16 protein-coding genes are annotated in these 22,332 nt (G+C 43.3%); 11 read left to right on the top strand and 5 right to left on the bottom strand.

The window, feature by feature from the left end; translation table 11 throughout:
• The first annotated feature begins 158 nt into the window (after positions 1-158).
• The 10 genes from sdhC to L1070_RS01145 all read left to right on the top strand — a co-directional run bounded on the left by sdhC (position 159) and on the right by L1070_RS01145 (position 12,334).
• Positions 159-536, top strand: a complete 378-nt coding sequence (gene sdhC, locus L1070_RS01190; protein ID WP_070985301.1) for a succinate dehydrogenase, cytochrome b556 subunit — start codon at positions 159-161, stop codon at positions 534-536.
• Positions 527-874 carry a succinate dehydrogenase, hydrophobic membrane anchor protein gene (gene sdhD / locus L1070_RS01185; protein WP_070990766.1) on the top strand — a complete coding sequence of 116 codons (348 nt, stop codon included), beginning with the start codon at positions 527-529 and terminating at the stop codon, positions 872-874. The genes sdhC and sdhD overlap by 10 nt, the downstream gene beginning before the upstream one ends.
• The gene (gene sdhA, locus L1070_RS01180; protein ID WP_070985306.1) at positions 875-2,647 is read left to right on the top strand and encodes a succinate dehydrogenase flavoprotein subunit; all 1,773 of its coding nucleotides are present in this window, start codon (positions 875-877) and stop codon (positions 2,645-2,647) included. It abuts the gene before it with no gap.
• A gap of 10 nt (positions 2,648-2,657) precedes the next feature.
• The gene (locus tag L1070_RS01175) at positions 2,658-3,377 is read left to right on the top strand and encodes a succinate dehydrogenase iron-sulfur subunit (protein ID WP_070985309.1); all 720 of its coding nucleotides are present in this window, start codon (positions 2,658-2,660) and stop codon (positions 3,375-3,377) included.
• An 85-nt stretch (positions 3,378-3,462) separates the two neighbouring features.
• Positions 3,463-6,276 (top strand): 2-oxoglutarate dehydrogenase E1 component, encoded by a 2,814-nt coding sequence (locus L1070_RS01170; protein ID WP_237124162.1) that lies wholly within the window; start codon positions 3,463-3,465, stop codon positions 6,274-6,276.
• 10 nt (positions 6,277-6,286) lie between these two features.
• On the top strand, positions 6,287-7,792 hold the full coding sequence (odhB, locus tag L1070_RS01165) for a 2-oxoglutarate dehydrogenase complex dihydrolipoyllysine-residue succinyltransferase (RefSeq protein WP_237124159.1): 1,506 nt from the start codon (positions 6,287-6,289) through the stop codon (positions 7,790-7,792).
• Positions 7,793-7,971: 179 nt separating this feature from the next.
• Positions 7,972-9,138, top strand: coding sequence for an ADP-forming succinate--CoA ligase subunit beta (gene sucC, locus L1070_RS01160; RefSeq protein ID WP_237124158.1), 1,167 nt, complete (start codon positions 7,972-7,974; stop codon positions 9,136-9,138).
• Positions 9,138-10,010, top strand: a complete 873-nt coding sequence (gene sucD, locus L1070_RS01155; protein WP_237124157.1) for a succinate--CoA ligase subunit alpha — start codon at positions 9,138-9,140, stop codon at positions 10,008-10,010. Before sucC ends, sucD begins: the two co-directional genes overlap by 1 nt.
• Before the next feature lie 240 nt (positions 10,011-10,250).
• Positions 10,251-10,934 (top strand): translesion DNA synthesis-associated protein ImuA, encoded by a 684-nt coding sequence (gene imuA, locus L1070_RS01150; protein ID WP_237124156.1) that lies wholly within the window; start codon positions 10,251-10,253, stop codon positions 10,932-10,934.
• Entirely contained in the window at positions 10,931-12,334 is a 1,404-nt protein-coding gene (locus tag L1070_RS01145) for a DNA polymerase Y family protein (protein WP_237124155.1), read from the top strand. The genes imuA and L1070_RS01145 overlap by 4 nt, the downstream gene beginning before the upstream one ends.
• Before the next feature lie 162 nt (positions 12,335-12,496).
• On the opposite strand, the gene L1070_RS01140 is transcribed toward L1070_RS01145, so the two are convergent.
• From L1070_RS01140 to L1070_RS01120, 5 genes are all read right to left on the bottom strand, one after another.
• Positions 12,497-13,663 (bottom strand): hypothetical protein, encoded by a 1,167-nt coding sequence (locus L1070_RS01140; RefSeq protein ID WP_237124154.1) that lies wholly within the window; start codon positions 13,661-13,663, stop codon positions 12,497-12,499.
• Positions 13,664-13,682: 19 nt separating this feature from the next.
• Positions 13,683-14,693: a hypothetical protein gene (locus L1070_RS01135; RefSeq protein WP_237124153.1), complete on the bottom strand. Its 1,011-nt coding sequence runs from the start codon at positions 14,691-14,693 to the stop codon at positions 13,683-13,685.
• Positions 14,694-14,817: 124 nt separating this feature from the next.
• Entirely contained in the window at positions 14,818-15,780 is a 963-nt protein-coding gene (locus L1070_RS01130; RefSeq protein WP_237124152.1) for an MvdC/MvdD family ATP grasp protein, read from the bottom strand.
• A 177-nt stretch (positions 15,781-15,957) separates the two neighbouring features.
• Positions 15,958-16,119, bottom strand: coding sequence for a hypothetical protein (locus L1070_RS01125; protein WP_170829129.1), 162 nt, complete (start codon positions 16,117-16,119; stop codon positions 15,958-15,960).
• A 336-nt stretch (positions 16,120-16,455) separates the two neighbouring features.
• A complete protein-coding gene (locus L1070_RS01120) occupies positions 16,456-18,924 on the bottom strand; it encodes a TonB-dependent receptor (protein WP_237124243.1) in 2,469 nt (822 codons plus the stop codon).
• 305 nt (positions 18,925-19,229) lie between these two features.
• On the opposite strand from L1070_RS01120, the gene L1070_RS01115 reads away from it, so the two are divergent.
• Positions 19,230-22,307, top strand: coding sequence for an error-prone DNA polymerase (locus tag L1070_RS01115; RefSeq protein ID WP_237124242.1), 3,078 nt, complete (start codon positions 19,230-19,232; stop codon positions 22,305-22,307).
• Positions 22,308-22,332 lie beyond the last annotated feature (25 nt).

Raw genomic sequence — 22,332 nt, 5'->3', positions numbered from 1 at the left:
TACCGTATCGTCTGTGGGTAAACCTATTTTTACGAAAAACGGATGAGTCTTTTGGAAAAACAGGTTTATTTAGAGTGTGCCATTTGTGCATGTCGCGCAAATGGATTTTATAAAAACAAGTAGATGAGCTCCTTTGTGGGCAAGATGGGCAAGTAACTGTGAAAAAGCAAAGACCTGTAAATCTAGATCTTACGACTATATCTATGCCGGCAACGGCTAAAGCGTCGATTCTACACCGTGTTACTGGTGTGGCATTATTCTTCGCTTTGACTTTTGTCATTTGGGCTTGGTCTGAGTCTCTTTCTTCTCCTGAAGGGTTTGAATTTGTAAAGGGCCTATTTAGTGGCTTTATTGCAAAGTTCATTGCATGGGGCACCGTCAGCGTATTGGCGTATCACCTTATTGGTGGTATTCGTCATATGATCCAAGACATGGGTCATTGGGAAGAATTAGAGTCGGGCAATAGCAGCGCTAAAATTGCAATTGCACTTTCTGTGGTTGTAGCAATTCTAGCAGGAGTGTGGATATGGTCTTAAATCAAGCAACTCTCAAGCGTGACGGCGTACAAGATTACGTTTCATTGCGTACAACCGCATTAGTAATTGCAGCATATGCAGTATTTATTGTTGGTTATTTACTTCTAACACCAGAACTTACATTCGAAGCGTGGCAAGGTTTGTTTTCAAATCTAGCTGTTAAAGCTGCGACAATCGTTACTTTAGTGTGCATTATGGTACACACTCGTATCGGCTTATGGCAGGTATTAACAGACTATGTGAAGTGCTCAACAATGCGTTCAGTACTTGGCTTCGTATTAAACCTAATGGCTCTTGCTTACGTAGCAATTGGTCTGTTTGTTCTGTGGGGTGTTTAAGTGAAATATAATACTCGTGAATTTGATGCTGTAGTAATCGGTGCCGGTGGTGCTGGTATGCGTGCAGCGCTTGCGATTTCTGAATCTGGTAAAACTTGTGCTTTGATTTCAAAGGTTTTCCCAACTCGTTCTCACACAGTATCAGCGCAAGGTGGTATTACCGTAGCGCTCGGTAACTCGCACGAGGATAACTGGGAATGGCACATGTACGATACGGTAAAAGGTTCTGACTTTATCGGAGACCAAGATGCCATCGAATACATGTGTCAAACTGGTCCTGAAGCAATCACCGAATTAGAAAATATGGGTCTGCCATTTTCTCGTTTCGAGAACGGTCGCGTTTATCAGCGTCCTTTCGGTGGTCAATCAAAGAATTTTGGTGGTGAACAAGCGGCGCGTACAGCAGCTGCGGCGGACCGTACAGGTCATGCATTGCTTCACTGCTTATACCAGCAGAACGTTAAAAACAAAACTAACGTATTCTCTGAATGGTATGCATTGGATTTGGTAAAAAATGACAATGGTGATGTAGTTGGTTGTACAGCCATTGATATCGAATCAGGTGAAGTAACTTACTTCAAATCTAAAGCTGTTGTATTAGCAACGGGTGGTGCAGGTCGTATCTTCGCATCTACGACGAACGCTCACATTAACACTGGTGACGGTGTTGGTATGGCGACTCGCGCAGGCATTGCGATGCAAGATATGGAAATGTGGCAGTTCCACCCAACAGGTATTGCTGGTGCTGGTACGCTGGTTACTGAAGGTTGTCGTGGTGAGGGTGGTTACCTTCTAAATAAAGACGGCGAACGCTTCATGGAACGTTATGCTCCAAATGCTAAAGATTTAGCATCACGCGACGTTGTTGCTCGTTCAATGATGACTGAAATCCGCGAAGGACGTGGTTGTGATGGTCCTTGGGGTCCACATATTAAGCTGAAGCTTGATCACCTAGGTGAAGAAACGTTGAATCTACGTCTGCCTGGTGTTTGTGATCTGTCTAAGACATTTGCACACGTTGACCCTGCAAAAGAGCCAATTCCAGTTATCCCAACCTGTCACTACATGATGGGTGGTGTACCAACTAACGTTAACGGTCAAGTATTGAGCGTAGATGAAAATGGTAACGGCAAGCTGGTAGAAGGTTTATTCGCAGTAGGTGAGATTGCATGTGTATCTGTACACGGTGCAAACCGCTTAGGTGGTAACTCATTGCTAGACTTAGTTGTATTCGGTCGTGCTGCTGGTAACTTCTTGGGTCAATATCTTGCTGATGCGCAAATTTCTAAGCAAGCGTCTAGTGACGATGTTGATGCCGCGTTTGCACGCTTCAATCGCTGGGAAACTTCAGCAAAAGGTCAGGGTGAAGATCCTGTTCAGATCAAAAAAGATCTACAACAGTGTATGCAGCTTAACTTCTCGGTATTCCGTGAAGGTGACTCAATGGCAGAAGGTCTACAGCAGCTTAAAGAGATCCGTGAGCGTCTACAGCATGCGCGTCTTGATGATAAGTCTACTGAGTTCAACACTCAGCGTATCGAATGCCTAGAGCTTGATAACCTGATGGAAACTGCGTATTCAACAGCTGTTGCTGCTAACTTCCGTACGGAAAGTCGTGGCGCTCATTCACGTTTTGATTACCCAGATCGTGATGATGAAAACTGGTTATGCCACACGGTTTATAACCCAGTAACGGAAAGCATGAGCAAGCGTGAAGTTAACTACGCGCCTAAGACTCGTGAAGCATTCCCACCTAAAGCACGTACTTACTAGGAGCACAGCGATGGCAACTTTAGAATTATCTGTTTATCGTTATAATCCTGATGTGGACAATGCGCCACGTATGCAGGACTACAAGCTTGAAGTAGAAGAAGGTCGTGACATGATGGTGTTGGACGCGCTTTTACTTCTTAAAGAGCAAGATCCAACTTTATCTTTCCGTCGTTCGTGTCGTGAAGGTGTATGTGGTTCTGACGGTGTAAACATGAATGGCAAAAATGGCTTAGCATGTATTACTCCAATTTCAGCACTACAGAAAAATGGCAAAGGTAAAATCATTTTACGTCCATTACCAGGTCTTCCAGTAATTCGTGACTTAGTGATTGATATGAGCCAGTTTTACACTCAGTATGAGAAGGTTAAACCTTATCTTATCAATGACAAGCCAACGGGTGGCGAAGAGCGTCTTCAAACAATTGAAGAACGTGAAGAGCTAGATGGTTTGTACGAGTGTATTTTATGTGCGTGTTGTTCAACGTCATGTCCTTCGTTCTGGTGGAACCCAGACAAGTTCATCGGTCCTGCCGGTCTTCTACACGCCTATCGTTTCTTGGCTGATAGCCGCGATACAGCGACTGAAGAGCGTTTGGCTGACCTTGACGATGCGTTCAGCGTATTCCGCTGTCACGGTATCATGAACTGTGTTAGCGTATGTCCAAAGGGCTTGAATCCAACTAAAGCCATTGGTCAGATTAAATCTATGTTGTTAAATCGTTCGGTTTAATACATATTTAAATCCTTAGATGGCATGCATACGCATGCCATCTTGTTATTAATTAAATTTCTGCGCTAAAGAAAAGGGCTAATAAATGCACGAAGGTGTGATGAAGGCATGGCTAGAATCTTCGCATTTGTACGGCGGAAACGTAGCTTATGTAGAAGAGCTTTATGAAGCGTATCTTGATGATGCGACTTCAGTGCCAGAAGAGTGGCGAGAAGTGTTTGATCAACTTCCAAAAGTTGACGGTGTGGATGTCGATGTAAAGCATTCACAAGTAAGGCAGCAATTTGCTGATCTTGCAAAAAATAAACACAGAGAAGTAGTGGTTGCAGCGGACAGCACAAGTGATGCTAAACAAGTACGCGTACTGCAACTAATTAACGCATTTAGGTTTAGAGGCCACCAAAACGCTAATCTAGACCCACTTGGTTTGTGGAAACGTGAGCGAGTTCGTGACTTAGAACTTGGCTACCACGAGTTAACCGATGCGGATTTAGAAAAAGAATACAACGTTGGCTCTTTCGCCTGTGGCAAAGAGACGATGAAGCTTAAAGACTTATATTCAGCATTGAAAACCACCTATTGTGGTTCAGTGGGTGCTGAGTATATGCACATCACTTCTACAGAAGAAAAACGTTGGTTACAGCAGCGCCTAGAATCAACCTTCTCAAAGCCTAAATTTAGCAAAGAAACTAAGCTTCGTATTTTGAAAGGCCTTACAGCGGCAGATGGCTTAGAAAAGTACCTAGGGGCAAAATTCCCTGGTGCTAAGCGTTTCTCACTCGAAGGTGGTGATGCGCTAGTGCCTATGCTTAAAGAGCTAATTCATCGTGCAGGTGAAAGTGGTCAGCAAGAAGCCGTTATTGGTATGGCCCACCGTGGTCGTCTCAATGTACTAGTTAACGTATTGGGTAAAAATCCTCAGGTACTGTTCGACGAGTTTGCTGGTAAGTACGGCGAATTAGCAGGCTCTGGTGATGTAAAATATCACATGGGTTATTCGTCTGACTTTGCAACGCAGGGTGGTGACGTCCACATGGCGTTGGCATTCAACCCATCTCACCTAGAGATCGTTAACCCAGTAGTTATGGGCTCAGTGAGAGCACGCCTTGACCGCTTAGGGTGTAAGACTGGTTCTAAAGCACTACCAATCACCATTCACGGTGACTCTGCGATAGCAGGACAAGGTGTTGTACAAGAAACATTTAACTTGTCGCAAACCCGAGCATTTGGTGTAGGTGGTACAGTTCGTATCGTAGTAAACAACCAAGTTGGCTTTACCACATCAAAACAAGAAGATGTGCGTTCTACAGATTACTGTACAGACATTGCTAAAATGGTTCAGGCACCTATCTTCCATGTCAATTCTGATGACCCTGAAGCAGTTGCTTTTGTGACGCAAATCGCTCTAGATTTCCGTAACCAGTTCCGTCGTGATGTGGTTATTGATTTAGTGTGTTATCGCCGCCACGGTCACAACGAAGCTGATGAGCCTAATGCAACACAGCCGTTGATGTATCAGAAAATTAAAAAGCATCCTGTACCGCGTCAGCTATACGCAGACCAATTAGTGTCTGAAGGCGTTATCACAACAGATGACGCAAAAGCACTAAGCGACATGTATCGCAATGGTTTAGATCAAGGTGTGTGTGTGGTTGAAGAAATTAAGCCTGATACCAAACACTCATCTGACTGGTCTAAATTTGTTGGCCATGATTGGGATGTTGCGTACGATCCGAAACTGTCTGTAGAAAAGCTAACACAATTAGCAGAAAAAGTTTCCACTTACCCTGAAGAGCATAAAGCTCAGTCTCGCGTTAAGAAAATTTATGACGATCGTCAAGCTATGGCCAAAGGCGATAAGCAATTAGACTGGGGTATGGCAGAAACACTTGCTTATGCAACGTTAGTTGACGAAGGTGTAGATATTCGTATGACAGGCCAGGATTCTGGTCGTGGTACGTTCTTCCACCGTCATGCTGTAGTTCATAACCAAAAAGATGCGTCGACTTATTTACCACTTCAAAACGTGAGTGAAAATCAAGGCTCATTCGAAGTTTATGATTCAGTACTATCTGAAGAAGCGGTATTAGCATTCGAATATGGTTACGCAACGGCTGAACCTACTTCACTGGTACTTTGGGAAGCACAGTTTGGTGATTTCGCCAACGGTGCACAGGTTGTGTTTGACCAATTCCTAAGTTCAGGTGAACAAAAGTGGGGTCGTTTGTGTGGTCTAACTATGTTATTGCCTCACGGTTATGAAGGTCAGGGTCCAGAGCACAGCTCAGCGCGTTTAGAGCGATATTTACAACTGTGTGCAGACCATAATATGCAAGTGTGTGTGCCTTCAACACCAGCACAAGTTTATGCGATGTTACGTCGTCAATCGGTTCGTCCACTGCGTCGTCCTTTGATTGTTATGACACCTAAGTCATTACTGCGTCACCCGTTAGCGGTATCTTCACTAGAAGAATTAGCGGATGGTGTATTCCACAATATGATTGACGAAATCGATGATATCGATCCAGCTAATGTTAAGCGCGTAGTGTTCTGTAGTGGTAAAGTGTATTACGAACTGTTACAAGAGCGACGTAAGCAAGAACTGGATAATGTTGCGATTGTACGTGTAGAGCAGTTGTATCCGTTCCCACATCAAGAGATGGACGAGATTATGGCTCGTTATCAGCACGTGAAAGATTTCGTTTGGTGTCAAGAAGAGCCACAAAACCAAGGTGCTTGGTACTGCTCGCAACACCATTTCTGGGATGCAATCCCAGCAGGTGCGAATTTAACATATGCTGGCCGTAAAGCATCGGCAGCACCAGCGTGTGGCTACATGTCAACACATACCAAAGAACAAAACGCGTTAGTTGCTGACGCATTAACAATTAAGAAATAAGGGATAAGAGATGACAACCGAAATTAAGGTTCCTGTTCTTCCTGAGTCAGTTGCAGACGCTACTGTAGCAACTTGGCACGTTAGCGTTGGTGATACAGTAACTCGTGACCAAAACCTTGTAGATATTGAAACAGACAAGGTTGTATTAGAAGTTGTAGCGCCTGAAGATGGTGTGATCACTGAGATCAAGGAAACAGACGGTGCGACAGTGCTTGGTGAGCAAGTTATCGCAATTTTAGGTGCCGCTGACGAGAAAGCCAGCGCGCCTGCTCAATCAAATGAACAACCAGCAGCGTCATCATCGGCGCCAGCAGCAGAAGGTAAAGAAGTGGACATTAAAGTACCTGTACTTCCAGAATCAGTAGCAGACGCTACAATCGCAACTTGGCATGTTCAACCAGGTGAAGCGGTAAGCCGCGATCAAAATCTGGTTGATATTGAAACTGATAAAGTAGTATTAGAAGTTGTTGCACCAGAAGATGGTGTAATGGGTGAACATCTACATGCAGAAGGTGACACTGTACTTGGAGAGCAAGTGATCGGTAAGCTTAAAGCCGGTGCTGCTCCAGCTGCATCTTCAAGCGAAAAAACAGAGTCTAAATCAGAGTCTGCACCAGCTTCTTCAGATGAAAGTTCAGATGTGTTAACGCCATCAGTGCGTCGTCTTATCGCTGAAAAAGGCTTAGATGCTTCAAAAATCAAAGGTTCAGGTAAGGGTGGTCGCATCACTAAAGAAGATGTTGATGCATTCTTAAAAGCGCCTGCGGCAAAACCTGCTGCTGCAACGGCTTCTGCACCAGCTGCACCATTGGGTGAGCGTACACAAAAGCGTGTACCAATGACTCGCCTGCGTAAGACAATTGCGAATCGTCTACTTGAAGCGAAGAACTCAACAGCAATGTTGACTACTTTCAACGAAGTAAACATGAAACCTATCATGGACCTTCGTAAGCAGTACAAAGATGTATTTGAAGAGCGTCACGGTATTCGTTTAGGCTTCATGTCTTTTTATGTGAAAGCGGTAACTGAAGCTCTTAAGCGCTTCCCAGAAGTTAACGCGTCAATCGATGGTGATGATATTGTTTATCACAACTACTTCGATATCAGCATCGCTGTATCTACACCGCGTGGTCTTGTAACACCGGTACTACGTGACTGTGACAAGCTATCAGTTGCCGAAATTGAAAAAGGTATTCGTGAGCTGGCTCTCAAGGGCCGTGATGGTAAGTTAACTGTAGATGATATGACAGGTGGTAATTTCACTATCACTAACGGTGGTGTATTTGGTTCGCTACTTTCAACGCCAATCATCAATTTACCTCAGTCTTCAATCTTAGGTATGCACAAAATCCAAGACCGCCCAATGGCTGTCAACGGTAAAGTAGAAATCTTACCTATGATGTATTTGGCGCTGAGCTATGACCACCGTCAAATCGATGGTAAAGAATCAGTAGGCTTCTTAGTGACAATTAAAGAGCTATTAGAAGATCCTACACGTCTATTACTAGACGTATAATCATAATTGATTAGATATTAAGCTGTATGTTCGTTCATACAGCTTTTTTTTTTGCGCCTTTGGTCTAACTAGGGTTTTCATCCTAAGCCTTGGGATCTATACTAGGAGCGCAATTTGGGATAGCTGATTATTTGCATAAATATTCAGCTTTTTTAGTATAAGAAATTGGATAAAGCATCATGAATTTGCATGAGTATCAGGCAAAACAACTATTTGCCGACTATGGTTTGCCAGTATCTGAGGGTTTCGCTTGTGATACACCTCAAGAAGCGGTAGAAGCAGCTGCTAAAATCGGCGGCGACAAATGGGTAGTTAAATGTCAAGTACACGCCGGTGGCCGTGGTAAAGCAGGCGGTGTTAAGCTTGCTGACAGCAAAGAAGAAATTCGCGCATTCGCTGAGAACTGGTTAGGTAAAAACTTAGTAACTTACCAAACAGACGAAAAAGGTCAGCCAGTAGCTAAAATCTTAGTTGAAAGCTGCACAGACATCGCTAACGAATTATACCTAGGTGCTGTAGTAGACCGTGCAACTCGCAAAGTAGTTTTCATGGCATCTACTGAAGGTGGTGTTGAAATCGAAACTGTTGCAGAAGAAACACCAGAGCTAATTCATAAAGCTGAAATTGATCCACTAGTTGGCCCTCAGCCTTACCAAGGTCGTGAGTTAGGCTTCAAACTAGGTCTAAACCCAGCACAGATTAAACAGTTTGTTAAGATCTTTATGGGTCTTGCAACTATGTTTAACGACCACGATTTTGCACTACTAGAGATCAACCCTCTAGTAATCACTGATCAAGGCAACCTTCACTGTCTTGACGGTAAAATCGGTGTAGACGGTAACGCATTGTTCCGTCAGCCTAAAATTCGTGAATTCCACGATCCTTCACAAGAAGATGCACGTGAAGCACATGCGGCAAGCTTCGAGCTTAACTATGTTGCTCTAGATGGCAACGTAGGTTGTATGGTTAACGGTGCGGGCCTTGCGATGGGTACTATGGACATCGTAAACCTACACGGTGGTAAGCCAGCTAACTTCTTAGACGTAGGCGGCGGCGCGACTAAAGAACGTGTAGCTGAAGCATTCAAGATCATCCTTTCTGATGACAATGTTAAAGCAGTACTAGTTAACATCTTCGGTGGTATCGTACGTTGTGACATGATCGCAGAAGGTATCATCGGTGCAGTTAAAGAAGTTGGCGTACAAGTACCAGTAGTTGTACGTTTAGAAGGTACTAATGCTGAACTAGGTCGTGAAGTGCTAGCTAACTCTGACCTTGACATTATCGCTGCAGAATCACTAACAGATGCTGCACAGAAAGTTGTTGCTGCTGCGGAGGGCAAATAATGTCTGTATTAATTAATAAAGATACTAAAGTAATCTGTCAGGGTTTCACTGGCGGTCAAGGTACTTTCCACTCTGAGCAAGCTATCCAGTACGGTACGCAAATGGTTGGTGGTGTATCTCCTGGTAAAGGCGGTCAAACTCACCTAGGTCTACCTGTATTCAACACAGTACGTGAAGCTGTAGAATCAACTGGCGCAACTGCATCAGTAATCTACGTTCCAGCACCTTTTTGTAAAGATGCAATCTTAGAAGCTATCGATGCTGGTATCGAGCTTATTGTTTGTATCACTGAAGGCATCCCAACACTAGACATGGTTGACGTTAAAGTTAAGCTAGACCAAACTGGTGTTCGTATGATCGGCCCTAACTGCCCAGGTGTTATCACTCCGGGTGAAACTAAGATTGGTATCATGCCTGGTCACATCCACAAGCCTGGTAAAGTAGGTATCGTTTCTCGCTCAGGTACTTTAACGTACGAAGCGGTTAAACAAACTACTGACGCTGGCTTTGGTCAGTCTACGTGTGTTGGTATCGGTGGTGACCCAATTCCTGGTACTAACTTCATCGACGTACTAGAGATGTTCCAAAACGATCCTCAAACAGAGGCAATCGTAATGATTGGTGAGATCGGTGGTACAGCTGAAGAAGAAGCGGCTGAGTACATCAAGCACAACGTAACTAAGCCTGTAGTATCTTACATTGCTGGTGTAACTGCACCTGCTGGTAAGCGTATGGGTCACGCTGGTGCTATCATCGCAGGCGGTAAAGGTACTGCTGATGAGAAATTCGCAGCACTAGAAGAAGCAGGCGTTAAGACTGTTCGTTCATTAGCTGATATCGGTTCAGCACTTAAAGAAAAAGCGGGTTGGTAATCACCGCCTAGCTTTTTTAAAGTGAATAGCAAATGCCAGTCTTATGACTGGCATTTTTGTTTTTATATTCAGCTCTTTCGAGCACCCATGCAGACCTTCCTTTTCGTTAAGCTCACTCACGAAACTTGTACATAAACTGGATATAGATTTAAGGCGCAATACTGTAGGTATTTTGATCTTGAAGTTTACCTATGAATAATTATACTGTTTATATATACAGTATAATTTGTTTTATGTGACATGAGCAAGATCATTGACCTATTACAGCATCGACAGTGGGTATGGCAGGGGAGTAGTCAGGCTCATCAGCCGCCAGAGCGCGTTAGCACCTGTATTCCGTTGTTAGATATTAAGCTGCAAGGTGGTTTACCTAAGCGGGGAATGGTTGAAGTTCAGGCGGATAACGGTATTGGTGAATTACAGATCTGGTTGCCTTATTTACAGCAGCATCAACATTTAATTGTATTCATCAACCCTCCAGGGTGCGTCAACGCGCATCAGTTTTATCATTTAGGGTTTGAGCACAAACAGTTATTGGTCATAAATACTGGCACTGAGATTGATGCGTTATGGGCTGCTGAACAGTGTTTGAAGAGCAGCGCTTGTAGTGTAGTGCTATTGTGGCAGAGTGCTTTAAGTATCGCGCAGGCTAAGCGATTACAGCTCGCATCGGAGCAAGGTGGGTGTACATTGTTTTTATACAGGCCTCGATGTGAACAAAAGTTTTCATTACCTGTTGTGTTGTGTTTGCAACTGACAGGGCATCCACACGGCATTGCTGTGCAAATTAAAAAGCAAAGGGGGGGTTGGCCTCAGAAAAGCTTTATGCTTAGCTTGGCTGATTATTGGCCACAGTTAATCGCAGAACAAGGGGAAGCAAGTAATGTAACGCTTTTCCCAACGCCTATACGGTACGCAAAATGACTTTATGGCTATACCTACATTTTAAACATCTACAACTGGATAGCTTGGCATTATCAGATAACCCTGATCCTGTGGTGATTGTGAACGGCCATAGTAATAGAGTGGTACAGCTTTGCAAATTAGCTAAACAGTCAGGCATCACGCTAGGCATGGGTTTAGCCAGTGCAGCCAGTTTATCTGAACGATTACAGGTTATCGCTTACGATGAGCAAGCGGAAGAGGCGCGTTTGCAAGAGATTGCGCAGTGGTTATATCTCGTTACGGCCGATATTAGCCTGTTTCCACCTAATGGTATTTTGCTTAAGGTGAGTAATATGTTGTCGTTATATCAGGGGTTGTCTGCGTATTGGCAGCATATACAAACACATTTATCACATTTGGGCCTTGATTATCATTATGCGACGGGCTATTCGGCGCAAGCCGCAAGGCTGCTTGCAAAGGGGGGAACAGACATCATAACGGATGATGCTTCTTTATTGCAAAGCAGTATGAATGATTTTAATTTATCGCAAACAGACTTGTCTGAGCGTATTTGTGAGCAGCTAAGGCGAGTTAGAATTACTAAGCTTTCACAATTATTGTGTATTCCGGTGAGTGAGCTGGCAAAACGTTTTGATATTGAACTGGTACACTATGTGGGCCAGTTACAAGGACAACTAAAATATCCTTTAATATTTTATGTACCAGAGGAGCAGTTTTCCCGCCACCTTACCTTATTGTTTGAGCTTGAAAATCTGCAATGGCTTACAAAGCCGATTACAAAACTACTTGAACAGCTAGAATTGTTTTTGCAACAACGTAATAAGCAGGCTCAGCAAGTATCATTGATGTTGCAATTGCGAGATGAGGAGCCTGTATCGATACAGGTTGGCTCTACCGTAGGAGAAAGCCGTGCACATACATGGCTTTCTTTGCTTGAATTAAAGCTTTCTAATGTGTCACTTGATGCGCCTATTCAAGCAATTACTTTGTCTGCTGAGTATTTAGTGGATAATCAATGTGTAAATAATGACTTGTTTCAAATTCAGCAAGATAAATCAGCACGGCCCACTTTAATTGCAAAGCTACAAGCCAAGTTAGGTAAACGTTCAGTGCAGGGGGTTGAAATTGACTCAGATCACAGGCCAGAACGAGCCTTTCACTTTGTGGAGCCCTTACATTCGCATACACAGCCCGTGCGCATAAAAGGATTGCAGCGGCCCAGCATGTTATTGCCCAAAGTTGCTCCATTACAAGAAAAGGTGACTATCTATTTTGGACCCGAGCGGATCTGTACTGGCTGGTGGGATAATCAAGCGGTCACTCGTGACTACTATATTGCTCGTAGCGAGCTTGGAAAGTGGTTATGGATTTTCAAAGAACCATCACAACAATGGTTTGTACAGGGAGTGTTCTGCTAGTGAATACGGTTACACAGCAGGGCGCAGCCGCTAAAACGTGATTCATTTTGTGTGTTAACACTCAGATATGACTGAAATGATGGGCAGGAATCACTGATATATGAATACTGGCAAAGATGATAATTACCACTTCTATATAAAAGTTTCAGATTATAAATGTTCTTAATTGCTAATCGCTGTGTTTAATTGTTTAAGTAGATGTCCGGTTTTATCATAAACAAAAATAGAGTCACCAGAGCGTACTCGTACATAAGCAGGCTTGGCAGGATTTAGCCATAAATATCTGTCAAATGGGATGCTATTATCGATGTTCTTACCCACCTCAACATAGCATGGATAAGTGTTGTCACACCATTTCTCATCTAACCTTTGGCTTTTATGATTGGCCATATACCATGCGGGTCTATTAGCAATTTTTGTTTGCTTCGGCCAGTAAACGGCAATATCAAAGTGGCTTTCTGCAGGTTGCCAATATTGTTCTTGTTCAGATTTAAAGACAACGGGAGCCCAGTAATGTACATCAGCAATGTGGGTGGATAATAGGGCTGTTTGGTCAATGGTTAGTGGGTCGATATCTAGCTTCTCTGCCAAGATGCTTGCTAGTTTGTGTTTCTCGTCAATATGGCTATAACCACAATGAACAATAACTTTGGCATAGGGGTCAAGCGCAAACGTCTTATTGATGATATTTTCAGCGCCTTCTTTTTCTCTGTCATACATATACTTATCGTAGCTGACAAGAGTATAACCTAATTCTTTAGCAACACTTACCAACTCAGAGAATGCTGGGTCACGCAGATAAATGCCGCTTTGATTGGTCGCATAACCTTGTTTATTAATACGCAACTCGTCCTTTTGAGCCAGAGCCTCAAGTGCCAGATATGAATAGCCTTCGCTTTTTAGGCGTTTCAGCAGCTCCTTGGTAAGCCATCTGTGCTTTGGAATATGATGAGCCTCATTGACCATAAGCAACTTACGTTGCTTAGCAAGTGTTGTGATCTCATTAAGCGCATCGTAGGCGGTAAAGTTATATAAATCCTGCTGTTGTGAAATAGCCTGACCGAATTGGTACAGTTGCTCAGCATGCTCGTGTAAGCCAACGAAAGAAAAATAGGTCGCAATAAATTGATGGATTAAATCTCTAGATTGCGTGTTTAGCTCGTTTTCAATAAGCACACTTTTATGACGTTCGAACACCTCACCAACGTTCTTTTTCATACCTAAGTTAACTAAATCTTTTTGAATCGCAACTACTTCAGGGTGCAGCTTAATGGCGTTAGCATCTAAGGTGGTAAACAATATTAAAAGTAGTAAAACGACTCTGTTCATTATTTTTGCTCTCTTATGATTATAATTTGCAAGTTGTGTTTGTAACAGTGGTGTCGTGCCAAATCCCTTCTGTAGGGTCATAAGTACAATTGTTTGGTGCAGAACTTAAAATATCTTTATCCTGCCTATTCCACAAAGAGTTTGTGCAACTTAGGCGATATTCGCAAATACGGCATTTATCTATTTTATCTTTACTCATAGAAAAATAGGATTTTGCCTTGGGACTATTAATAACGTTGCTCAAATCAAAACTGTTTTCTGCCTTACCAAATAAATATAGATCAAAAGGGTGAGGGTAAACATATTTATTTTTATTGATGAAAATATTATCTGCGCGATAGGTACCAAGTTTGTTATGTCTACAGCTATATAAGTTTGATTGTAAGTGACTGCCTTTATGAACAATATCATTTGGAAGTGTAATAACTTCAACGCCATTAATTTCTGTTTTGTAGTCACTATTTGGCTGGGCTAAAAAGAAGTCTAGGTTATGGCGAATCCCAAAGTAAACATTTTCATTTTTAAGGTGTTTCGGAAGCAAAATACCGCATTGGTTAAAGCCGTGACGCTTAGCACTATTGAATATATCGGACGCGTTTTCATACGCTTGTTTACTATCGTTGGCAAAACTAACAATTAAACTATGCGTTGCCCTGTGCTTTCTTAACCACTTAGCAATGTTCTCAAACCAGTCTAAACGAGTATTCTCGCTGATTTCGATATAGAAGTTTCTGGTCTTTAACACGGGGCTTGGCTCAATGCTGATGGGTTGATATGCTACGAAGGACGGGACTTCTAATAGCCATTTGTTATGGCGCAAAAAGTCCAAGTAACTTTTTACGACATCAGCATGTGCACTAAATCGGATCAGTATGTCTTGATAGTTGGTCTTTTTACAGGTGGCGATATATTCAATAACCTCTATAACACTCAACGGTACGGATTGTACTTTTTCATCATGTAGGTGCATCAGAAGGGCTTTTTTATATCCTTTACACCATGTCACAGCGGGGTTTATTATTATTTTCATTATAATACCCCCTTAAAATGTGAATGGTTTCTTCGCTATATTCCCTGCGTACAGACAATCATAGTAGGTTAATGGATGTACACGGGAGATAGGTTTTGTTTGAAATAATAATATAAATGGCATGTTAATCCTCTTGCATCAGCCAATGAGCAACGGCTTCGGTAATTTTCAGGCCCGTTGCACTTTCTACCCAGCCCCATTGTCCAATAGGGTTTAATTCAATAAATACATATTCATTTTTTCTGGTCAATATCATATCGATAGCACCAAATACTAGGCCTAACTCGGCCATGAAGTTCAGTATTTTTTGTTGAATATCCTCTGGGAGTTGATAGGGGAAATAATTGATTTTCTGTAAATCAGATTCTCTAATATCGACTTTGTATTGGTGGTGTAAGTCAACTTCAGTGGCAGCGCTAAACAGTGTATTACCTACCACAGTGATCCTAAGTTCCAACAGGCGATCTACTCTAGCTTGCAGTAGGGTTGAGCAAAGCGCTAGGTGAGTAAAATCCTGAGTGTGTTCATCAGTGATAGCACTGGTAAAAACCATAGCAAACCCATAATGAGAAATGGGTGCTTTCATAATTCTTTTGGTTATAACATCGCCATTACAAGCGCTATAGAACTTATCAGCATTGGTTTTGCTCTGTGTAATGGTGGTGCTAGGAATGGTTAGTCCAACCTTTTTCGCTGTGCTCAATTGAACAATCGGGTTGTTTGCCTTGTCGTCACTCCATGGATTGTTCATCCATTGCGCTTCGGTGAGGCTTTCTAACCCTTTATATAAGGTTAAACATTCATCAACAATAAATCTTTGTTGATTCTCAGGTAACTGGCTGCTGGGTGTAATCGCACCTCGACGGCGAGCCCATACGGAGGTGACTTTATCGAGTTCTACAACACTTATACTGTTTACCCCTGATACATCTTCTATTTTTGAACCATTATTTAAATCATATTCAAAATGAATATTGGTGGGAATATCTTCACCATTTAAACGAAACCAAGGCTTATTATAGAAATTAAGAATATCTATAATTTCAGAAGTATTGGGTTCAATAAGTTGAGAAAGAATCAAGATCATAGTGTGTTATGCTCATTATCAGTATCAAAAAGCAGTACGATAAATACTACTGGCATAGGATGTAGGCTTACTTTTCAAGGTGTTACGCTGAGCAAGCCCAGAACAAGAATGGAACGGTATAATCTAGAAATGGTGCTCGGTCATACAATTCCATTCTTTATAGGGTTAACAAATCACTTAGAGGTGCCCGTTATCCCATTCAGTATCACAGACGCTTTTATCGCAGCTGTCTGTTAAGGTTGCTGTGTTTGAAGGAGCTAAGTTGCCACCCGATACTTGAGCGAGTAGCTCTTCAGAATCGATGGGTTCAAAAGTAGTAGGCGTGGTTTTCTCTGTCATCTTAATATTCCTTATTAAAACTAATATGGTTGAAATGACACTCTTTGCATGTTGCAAAGCTAGAACAAGTGAACATCTGTTCGAAAACGATAAACACTATACATCTGTTCATAGTGTCTGAAAGCGCAGCGCCGTGCTTTAAGATCAATTTAAGCCTTAAATTAACCTTTAGTCAACAAAATGGTAATCTTAATTTCACATTGGTGTTGTAGAGGTATTGTGAGCAGATAACTATGATGGGAGAGTATAAAAAACGGCTAAACGGCAAGCGCTTAGCTGTTTGAGTAGTTGCTATTATTAAGCGGTGAAGTGAGCTTCACCGCTTAATGTAGTTAGTTAAAAACTAAAATTCACTTTCGCGTAGTAGGTCATGCCATCAAAGCCGTAGGGCAATGCACGAAGTGGATAGCGCATCGCGCCATTGGTGATAAAGTTAAGTACTTCATCTTCGCCTAATTCATCAGGGGTTTCATCAAATAGGTTGTCGATACCAACAGACAGGTTAATGCTGTCATTGAGCTGGTAGCCCATGTTCACATCAACTAGCACTGCTGATTCAACGACACTGGTATCTCGCCAGTCGTTGGTGGGAGATAGGAAGTCGGGCAGTGCAATGTGTTTGCCTGCAAAGTAGGTCACCTCAGTTTCACCAAAGTAGTTGAATCTAAGTAATGAACTCCACTTATCTTGCTGATAATCGAACGTCAGTGTGGCGCGCTCTTGTGGTTGCCCATGAGTCAAGAAAGAACGACGTTGTTCATCCAGCGCGATACCCTCAGGGATCCCCGCAGGCGAATTTACTTTGTCAATCTCTGTTTTGTTCTTGTTGGCAGCAAAGGCAATGTCTAAATCACCACTGGCCAGTTCCATGGAGTAAGAGGCGATAAAATCAACCCCAGTTGTTGTTGAATCCAGCGAGTTAGAGAAGAAGTTACCCTGTACAGCACCTGTTGCAGCTAATGCCGCATTAGCCGCAGGGAAGTTTTGTAACTCTTCGCTGTCAACACCGATAAAGCTACCTAGGTTTATACGGTCATAGATTTTGATCTGATAAAAATCTAAGGTAATAGATAAATCGTTACTAGCATCCCAGGCAAAACCTAAGTTGTAGTTATCTGATGACTCAAGTTTTAGGCCATCAACGCCCAGCGCCGCCGGAAATGCTGAACCTGCAGTGGCGGTGTAAGAGGTAGCCAATGAGCCGTCGCCACCTAAGGTGGTGGTAAATGCCGTATAACCTGATTGTTGTAGCGAAGGTGCTCTGAAACCTGTTGATGCTGCCGCGCGTACAGCAAAATCTTCGGTGACTTCATAGCGAGTTGCCAGTTTCCAAATCGTGTCATCATTTGAGTTTGAAACGTCTTCATAACGTAGCGCAGCGCTCACTAACCAGTCTTCATTTAACAGCGTTTCAGCTTCAACGTATACCGCATAGCTTGAGCGGTCTGCTTTATTGGCTGCATCTGGTCTAAGCCCTTGATAAGCTTGAAAACCGCAGTCCGCGAAGACTTCAGGGTCGATAACTGATGGGAATGAGCGGTCAGCATTGGCGAGACCACAGGCGTATGAGGCAACTTCACCTGGTACAATTTCGTAGTTTTCTTTGCGGTATTCAGCGCCAATAGAAAGGTAAATCGGCTCGGCACCCGATCTATCAATAATACCTGTGATATCTAAGTTGGTTGTCCATTGGTCAAATCTAAAGCCTCCCGAGTAACCACCCTTAGGCCCCGCGTTGTCGGCAATATCTTGCGCCGAGGCATTTGGGTTGTCTGCTAAGTATTGGGCAGCGTATGAAGCATTAATAGTATTTGACGATGAGTAATCGTATTGGTTTTCACCATATACGCTTGATAGATCAAAGGTCCAATCAGGATTGATGTCGCCTTTGAAACCCACGGAAAAAGAAATATCTTGCGCTTCATTGTCGATTCTTGGCAAGAAACCATCTGGGTAAACCTGTGGGACGTTTCTTTCAGCGCGGTTAAAATCGCGATAAAAGCCATTACCAAAAGCGGTGCGATTCGAGAATCCCGCAAAAGAGTAAAGCTCTTTGTTGCCAACAGGCAGTGCGGCGTTATAGAACACAGACACAAACTCGGTGTCTGAGTTACCCTGACGCCAACGTACCTCATCTGATAACTCGCCCGGTGCGATTGTTGATGAACCGCCCGTGTCGCGTTCAGCTCGGTTAGTACCATCGCCGTCTCGGTATTCTAATGAGAGGTTAACAAATCCACCTTCATTGCCAATGTCAAAACCTCGGTTTAGGCCGAATGAGTAAGTGTCACCATCACCTTCACCCGTTGCACCACCTTGGAAGAAGCCAGTGGTCACCCCAGTGCTATCGTTCAGTGATAAGTTGATAACACCCGCAATCGCATCTGAGCCATAACGTGCAGCAGCACCATCTCTTAAAATTTCAACATTTTTAAGCGCCATTAATGGGATAGAGTTCATATCTGTGCCAGCAGCACCCGCACCTACGGTGCCTGACAGGCCAAATATTGCTTGTGTATGTCTGCGTTTCCCGTTGATCAACACCAAGGTTTGATCTGGCTGTAAACCGCGCAGCGTTGCAGGGCGGAATAGATCCGAGCCATCAGAGACTTGCGTTCGACTAAAGTTAAATGATGGCGCAATGGATTGTAGGCTTTGGCCCAGTTCGGTAAAGCCGCCTTTATTGAGCTGTTTAGTATCTAAAATATCGATTGGGGAGGTGGATTCGGTGGCGGTACGGTTTGACACTTTGGAACCAAGTACGGAAATGGTTTCAATGTTTTCGTCATTGGCTTGTTGGGCCATCGCGCAGGTGCTTGCAAATAAAGCAAGCGCCACTGGAGAAAATTTAATAGGTCCTGTCATAACTACTACTCTGTTGATTATTATTTATCTTAATTAATTTGCTGCGACAGCACGGTGTCATAAAAAAAAATGCGGTGCAATGACTTTGTTTTTAAATCAGAAATATTTAATAATTTTTTCTGTGGTTTTAAGCATGGTTATATTTTAGCCATAGAAGGTTCATCGTACCTTGCTTGAGGATCATTGATCTTTGCGCTTAAATACTGAATACTGTGTTTATGTACAGTATTTTGTTCTTGTCGTTTATGCGCTATGCCGAACTATTTTGTCAAAGTAACTTTTCGTTTTTACAAGGCGCTTCTCATCCAGAAGAGCTTATCAAGCAAGCCGACTTTTTGGCCTATGATGCGTTGGCTATTTGCGACGAATGTTCCGTGGCGGCAGTGGTACGAGCCCATCGAGCTATAAAAGATAATAAACTCACAATTAAGCTGATAGTTGGGAGCTTTTTTCAATATCAATCTTTACAGTTTGTGCTACTGAGTCCGAACCGCCAAGCTTATGCTGAGTTATGTCGCGTGATAAGCAATGCGAGAAAGCGTTGTGATAAAGGAAGTTATGAGTTGAGCCTGTGGGATATTATGTCGATAAAGCAGTGTTTCATCATTTGGCTTCCTACGTTTGATGAACAAGACATTCACTGGGGGGCGTGGTTTAAGCAGTATCACCAAGAGCGGGTCTGGCTAGGAGTGCAGCGCCACCTCCAGCATAACGACAAAGCTTATATTAATCACTGCAAGCAGCTTGCGAAGCAATATGCCATCACAATAACAGCCTGTGGCGGTGTATTGATGCATGTTAGTGAGCGGCAAAAACTACAACATACACTCACCGCGATTAGGCACAACTGTGCGGTACAAGAACTTGGTGAAAAGCTGCTATCAAATACTGAGCGAGCGCTGCGCAGCAAAGTTAAACTGAGCAAATTGTTTAGCGCTCAGTGGTTAAATACTGCGTGTGACATTGCTGCACGGTGCACTTTTGATTTAGGGCGTTTGCGATACGAATACCCGAGTGAGTTGGTGCCGCAAGGCCATACTGCAATGAGCTATTTGCGATGCTTGGTGAATGAGGGTAAACAGCTGCGCTTTGTTGATGGTGTGCCCGATGACATTGAAGCGTTGATTGAAAAAGAGCTTACACTGATTGAACAGCTGAATTATCCCTATTTCTTTTTAACCATTCACGATGTCGTGATGTTTGCTAAGCGACAAGGTATTTTATACCAAGGCCGAGGTTCTGCGGCTAACTCAGTGGTGTGTTACTGCTTGCAAATTACAGCGGTTGACCCTCGTCAGGTCTCGGTACTTTTTGAGCGTTTTATCAGTCAAGAGCGTAACGAACCACCCGATATTGATGTGGACTTTGAACATCAACGCCGTGAAGAAGTGATCCAATATATTTATCAAAAATATGGTCGGGAGCGGGCGGCACTGGCTGCAACGGTGATCACTTATCGGTTTAAAAGTGCTGTGCGAGACGTTGGCAAGGCCTTAGCGATGGATAGCACACAGCTGGATTACTTTATTAAGCAAGTAAATCGCCGCGACAGGTTGGTATCTTGGCAATCACAATTGCATGAGTTGGGCTTGGATGCAAACTCTTATCAAGGGCAGCTTTTTATTGAATTGGTGAATGAGATTTTGGGATTCCCCAGACACCTTTCTCAACATGTGGGTGGCTTTGTTATTTCATCAGGGCCTTTATATGAACTGGTGCCTGTTGAAAATGCAGCCATGGAAGCGCGTACCGTGATCCAATGGGATAAAGACGACCTAGAAAGTTTGTCTTTATTGAAGGTAGATATCTTAGCGCTGGGTATGTTGAGTGCAATAAGAAAGTGTTTTGACTCCATTGAACAGCACTTTGGCTACGCTTGGAACATTGTGGATATTACCCGTTTAGGGGATGACCCTCAGGTTTACGGCATGTTGCAAAAAGCCGATACGGTAGGCATTTTTCAAGTCGAATCCCGTGCCCAGATGAGCATGCTACCAAGGTTAAAACCCGCCTGTTACTACGATTTAGTAATACAAATTGCGATTGTACGCCCAGGTCCAATCCAAGGAGGTATGGTACATCCGTTTTTGCAACGCCGCGCAGGGGAGCAACCTGTGAGCTACCCCTCTGATGATGTGAAGTCTGTTCTATCTCGTACTTTAGGAGTGCCTATTTTTCAAGAGCAGGTCATTAAATTGGCTATGGTTGCGGCAGGGTTTAGTGGCGGAGAAGCGGATAAGTTGCGACGTGCAATGGCCTCATGGAAGAAAACGGGAGAGCTGTTACAGTTTAAAGATAAATTACTAAGCGGTATGCAGCAAAGGGGTTACTCACAGCGCTATGCTGAGCAAATATTTGCCCAAATCTGTGGTTTTGGCGAATATGGTTTTCCTGAGAGTCACTCGGCTTCTTTTGCTGTATTGGCCTATAGTTCAGCGTGGTTGAAATATTACTTTCCGGCGTTTTTCTATACTGCACTGTTAAATAGCCTGCCAATGGGGTTTTATAGTGCATCGCAATTATCTCAGGACGCACGGCGTCATGGTGTGGTTATATTGCCTGTTTGTGTCAATGCCTCTCATCATGATCATGAAGTTCTTCAATATGAACACAGTTTTGCAGTTCGTTTGGGGCTAAGAATGATAAAAGGATTGAAAACAGACGCGATCACAATACTGCTAAAGCGCCGCCCTGTAGGGGGCTATCAAAATATTCAGCAATTAAGCAAAGCAGGGGTGGACTCACATAGTATGGAACTACTGGCTTCAAGCAATGCTCTGGCGTGTTTTGCTGGTGGCCGCTATAGCGCAAGGTGGCAGTTGATGAATAAAGATATGGACTTACCCCTGTTTGCCAATAGCGATTGTTTCGAAGAGCTTGTGTTAGCACCACAGGGTGAGGGAAGTGAACTGGATAATGTGCTTGAGGATTACGCGGTAATGGGCCTGACGCTACATAAGCACCCAATTACACTATTGGATGAAGCTGGGCGGTTAGGGCGATTTACACGTATGGCGCAACTTAGCCGTATAGCGGATCAACAGCTTGTCACAGTGGTAGGCGTAGTGACGGGAAAACAAGCACCGGGCACCGCCGCAGGAGTTACATTTTTCACATTGGAAGATGATACTGGCAATATCAACGTGGTAGTGTGGTCAGAAACTGCACGGGCGCAGAAGCAGGCTTATCTGAGCGCCAAGATATTGGAGGTAAAAGGGGTGTTAGAGCGCAGTGGCGAAGTAATTCATGTTATCGCTGGTCGGCTGCTTGACCGCAGTGATTTATTACAGGATTTAAAAAGTGACTCTAGGCAATTTCATTAGTCTATAAAGTCTCATTTTATTGTTT

The organism is Pseudoalteromonas sp. MMG022, from assembly GCF_021654245.1.
Taxonomy (GTDB): Bacteria; Pseudomonadota; Gammaproteobacteria; order Enterobacterales; family Alteromonadaceae; genus Pseudoalteromonas; species Pseudoalteromonas amylolytica.
This window is presented reverse-complemented; position numbering and strand designations above follow the sequence as displayed.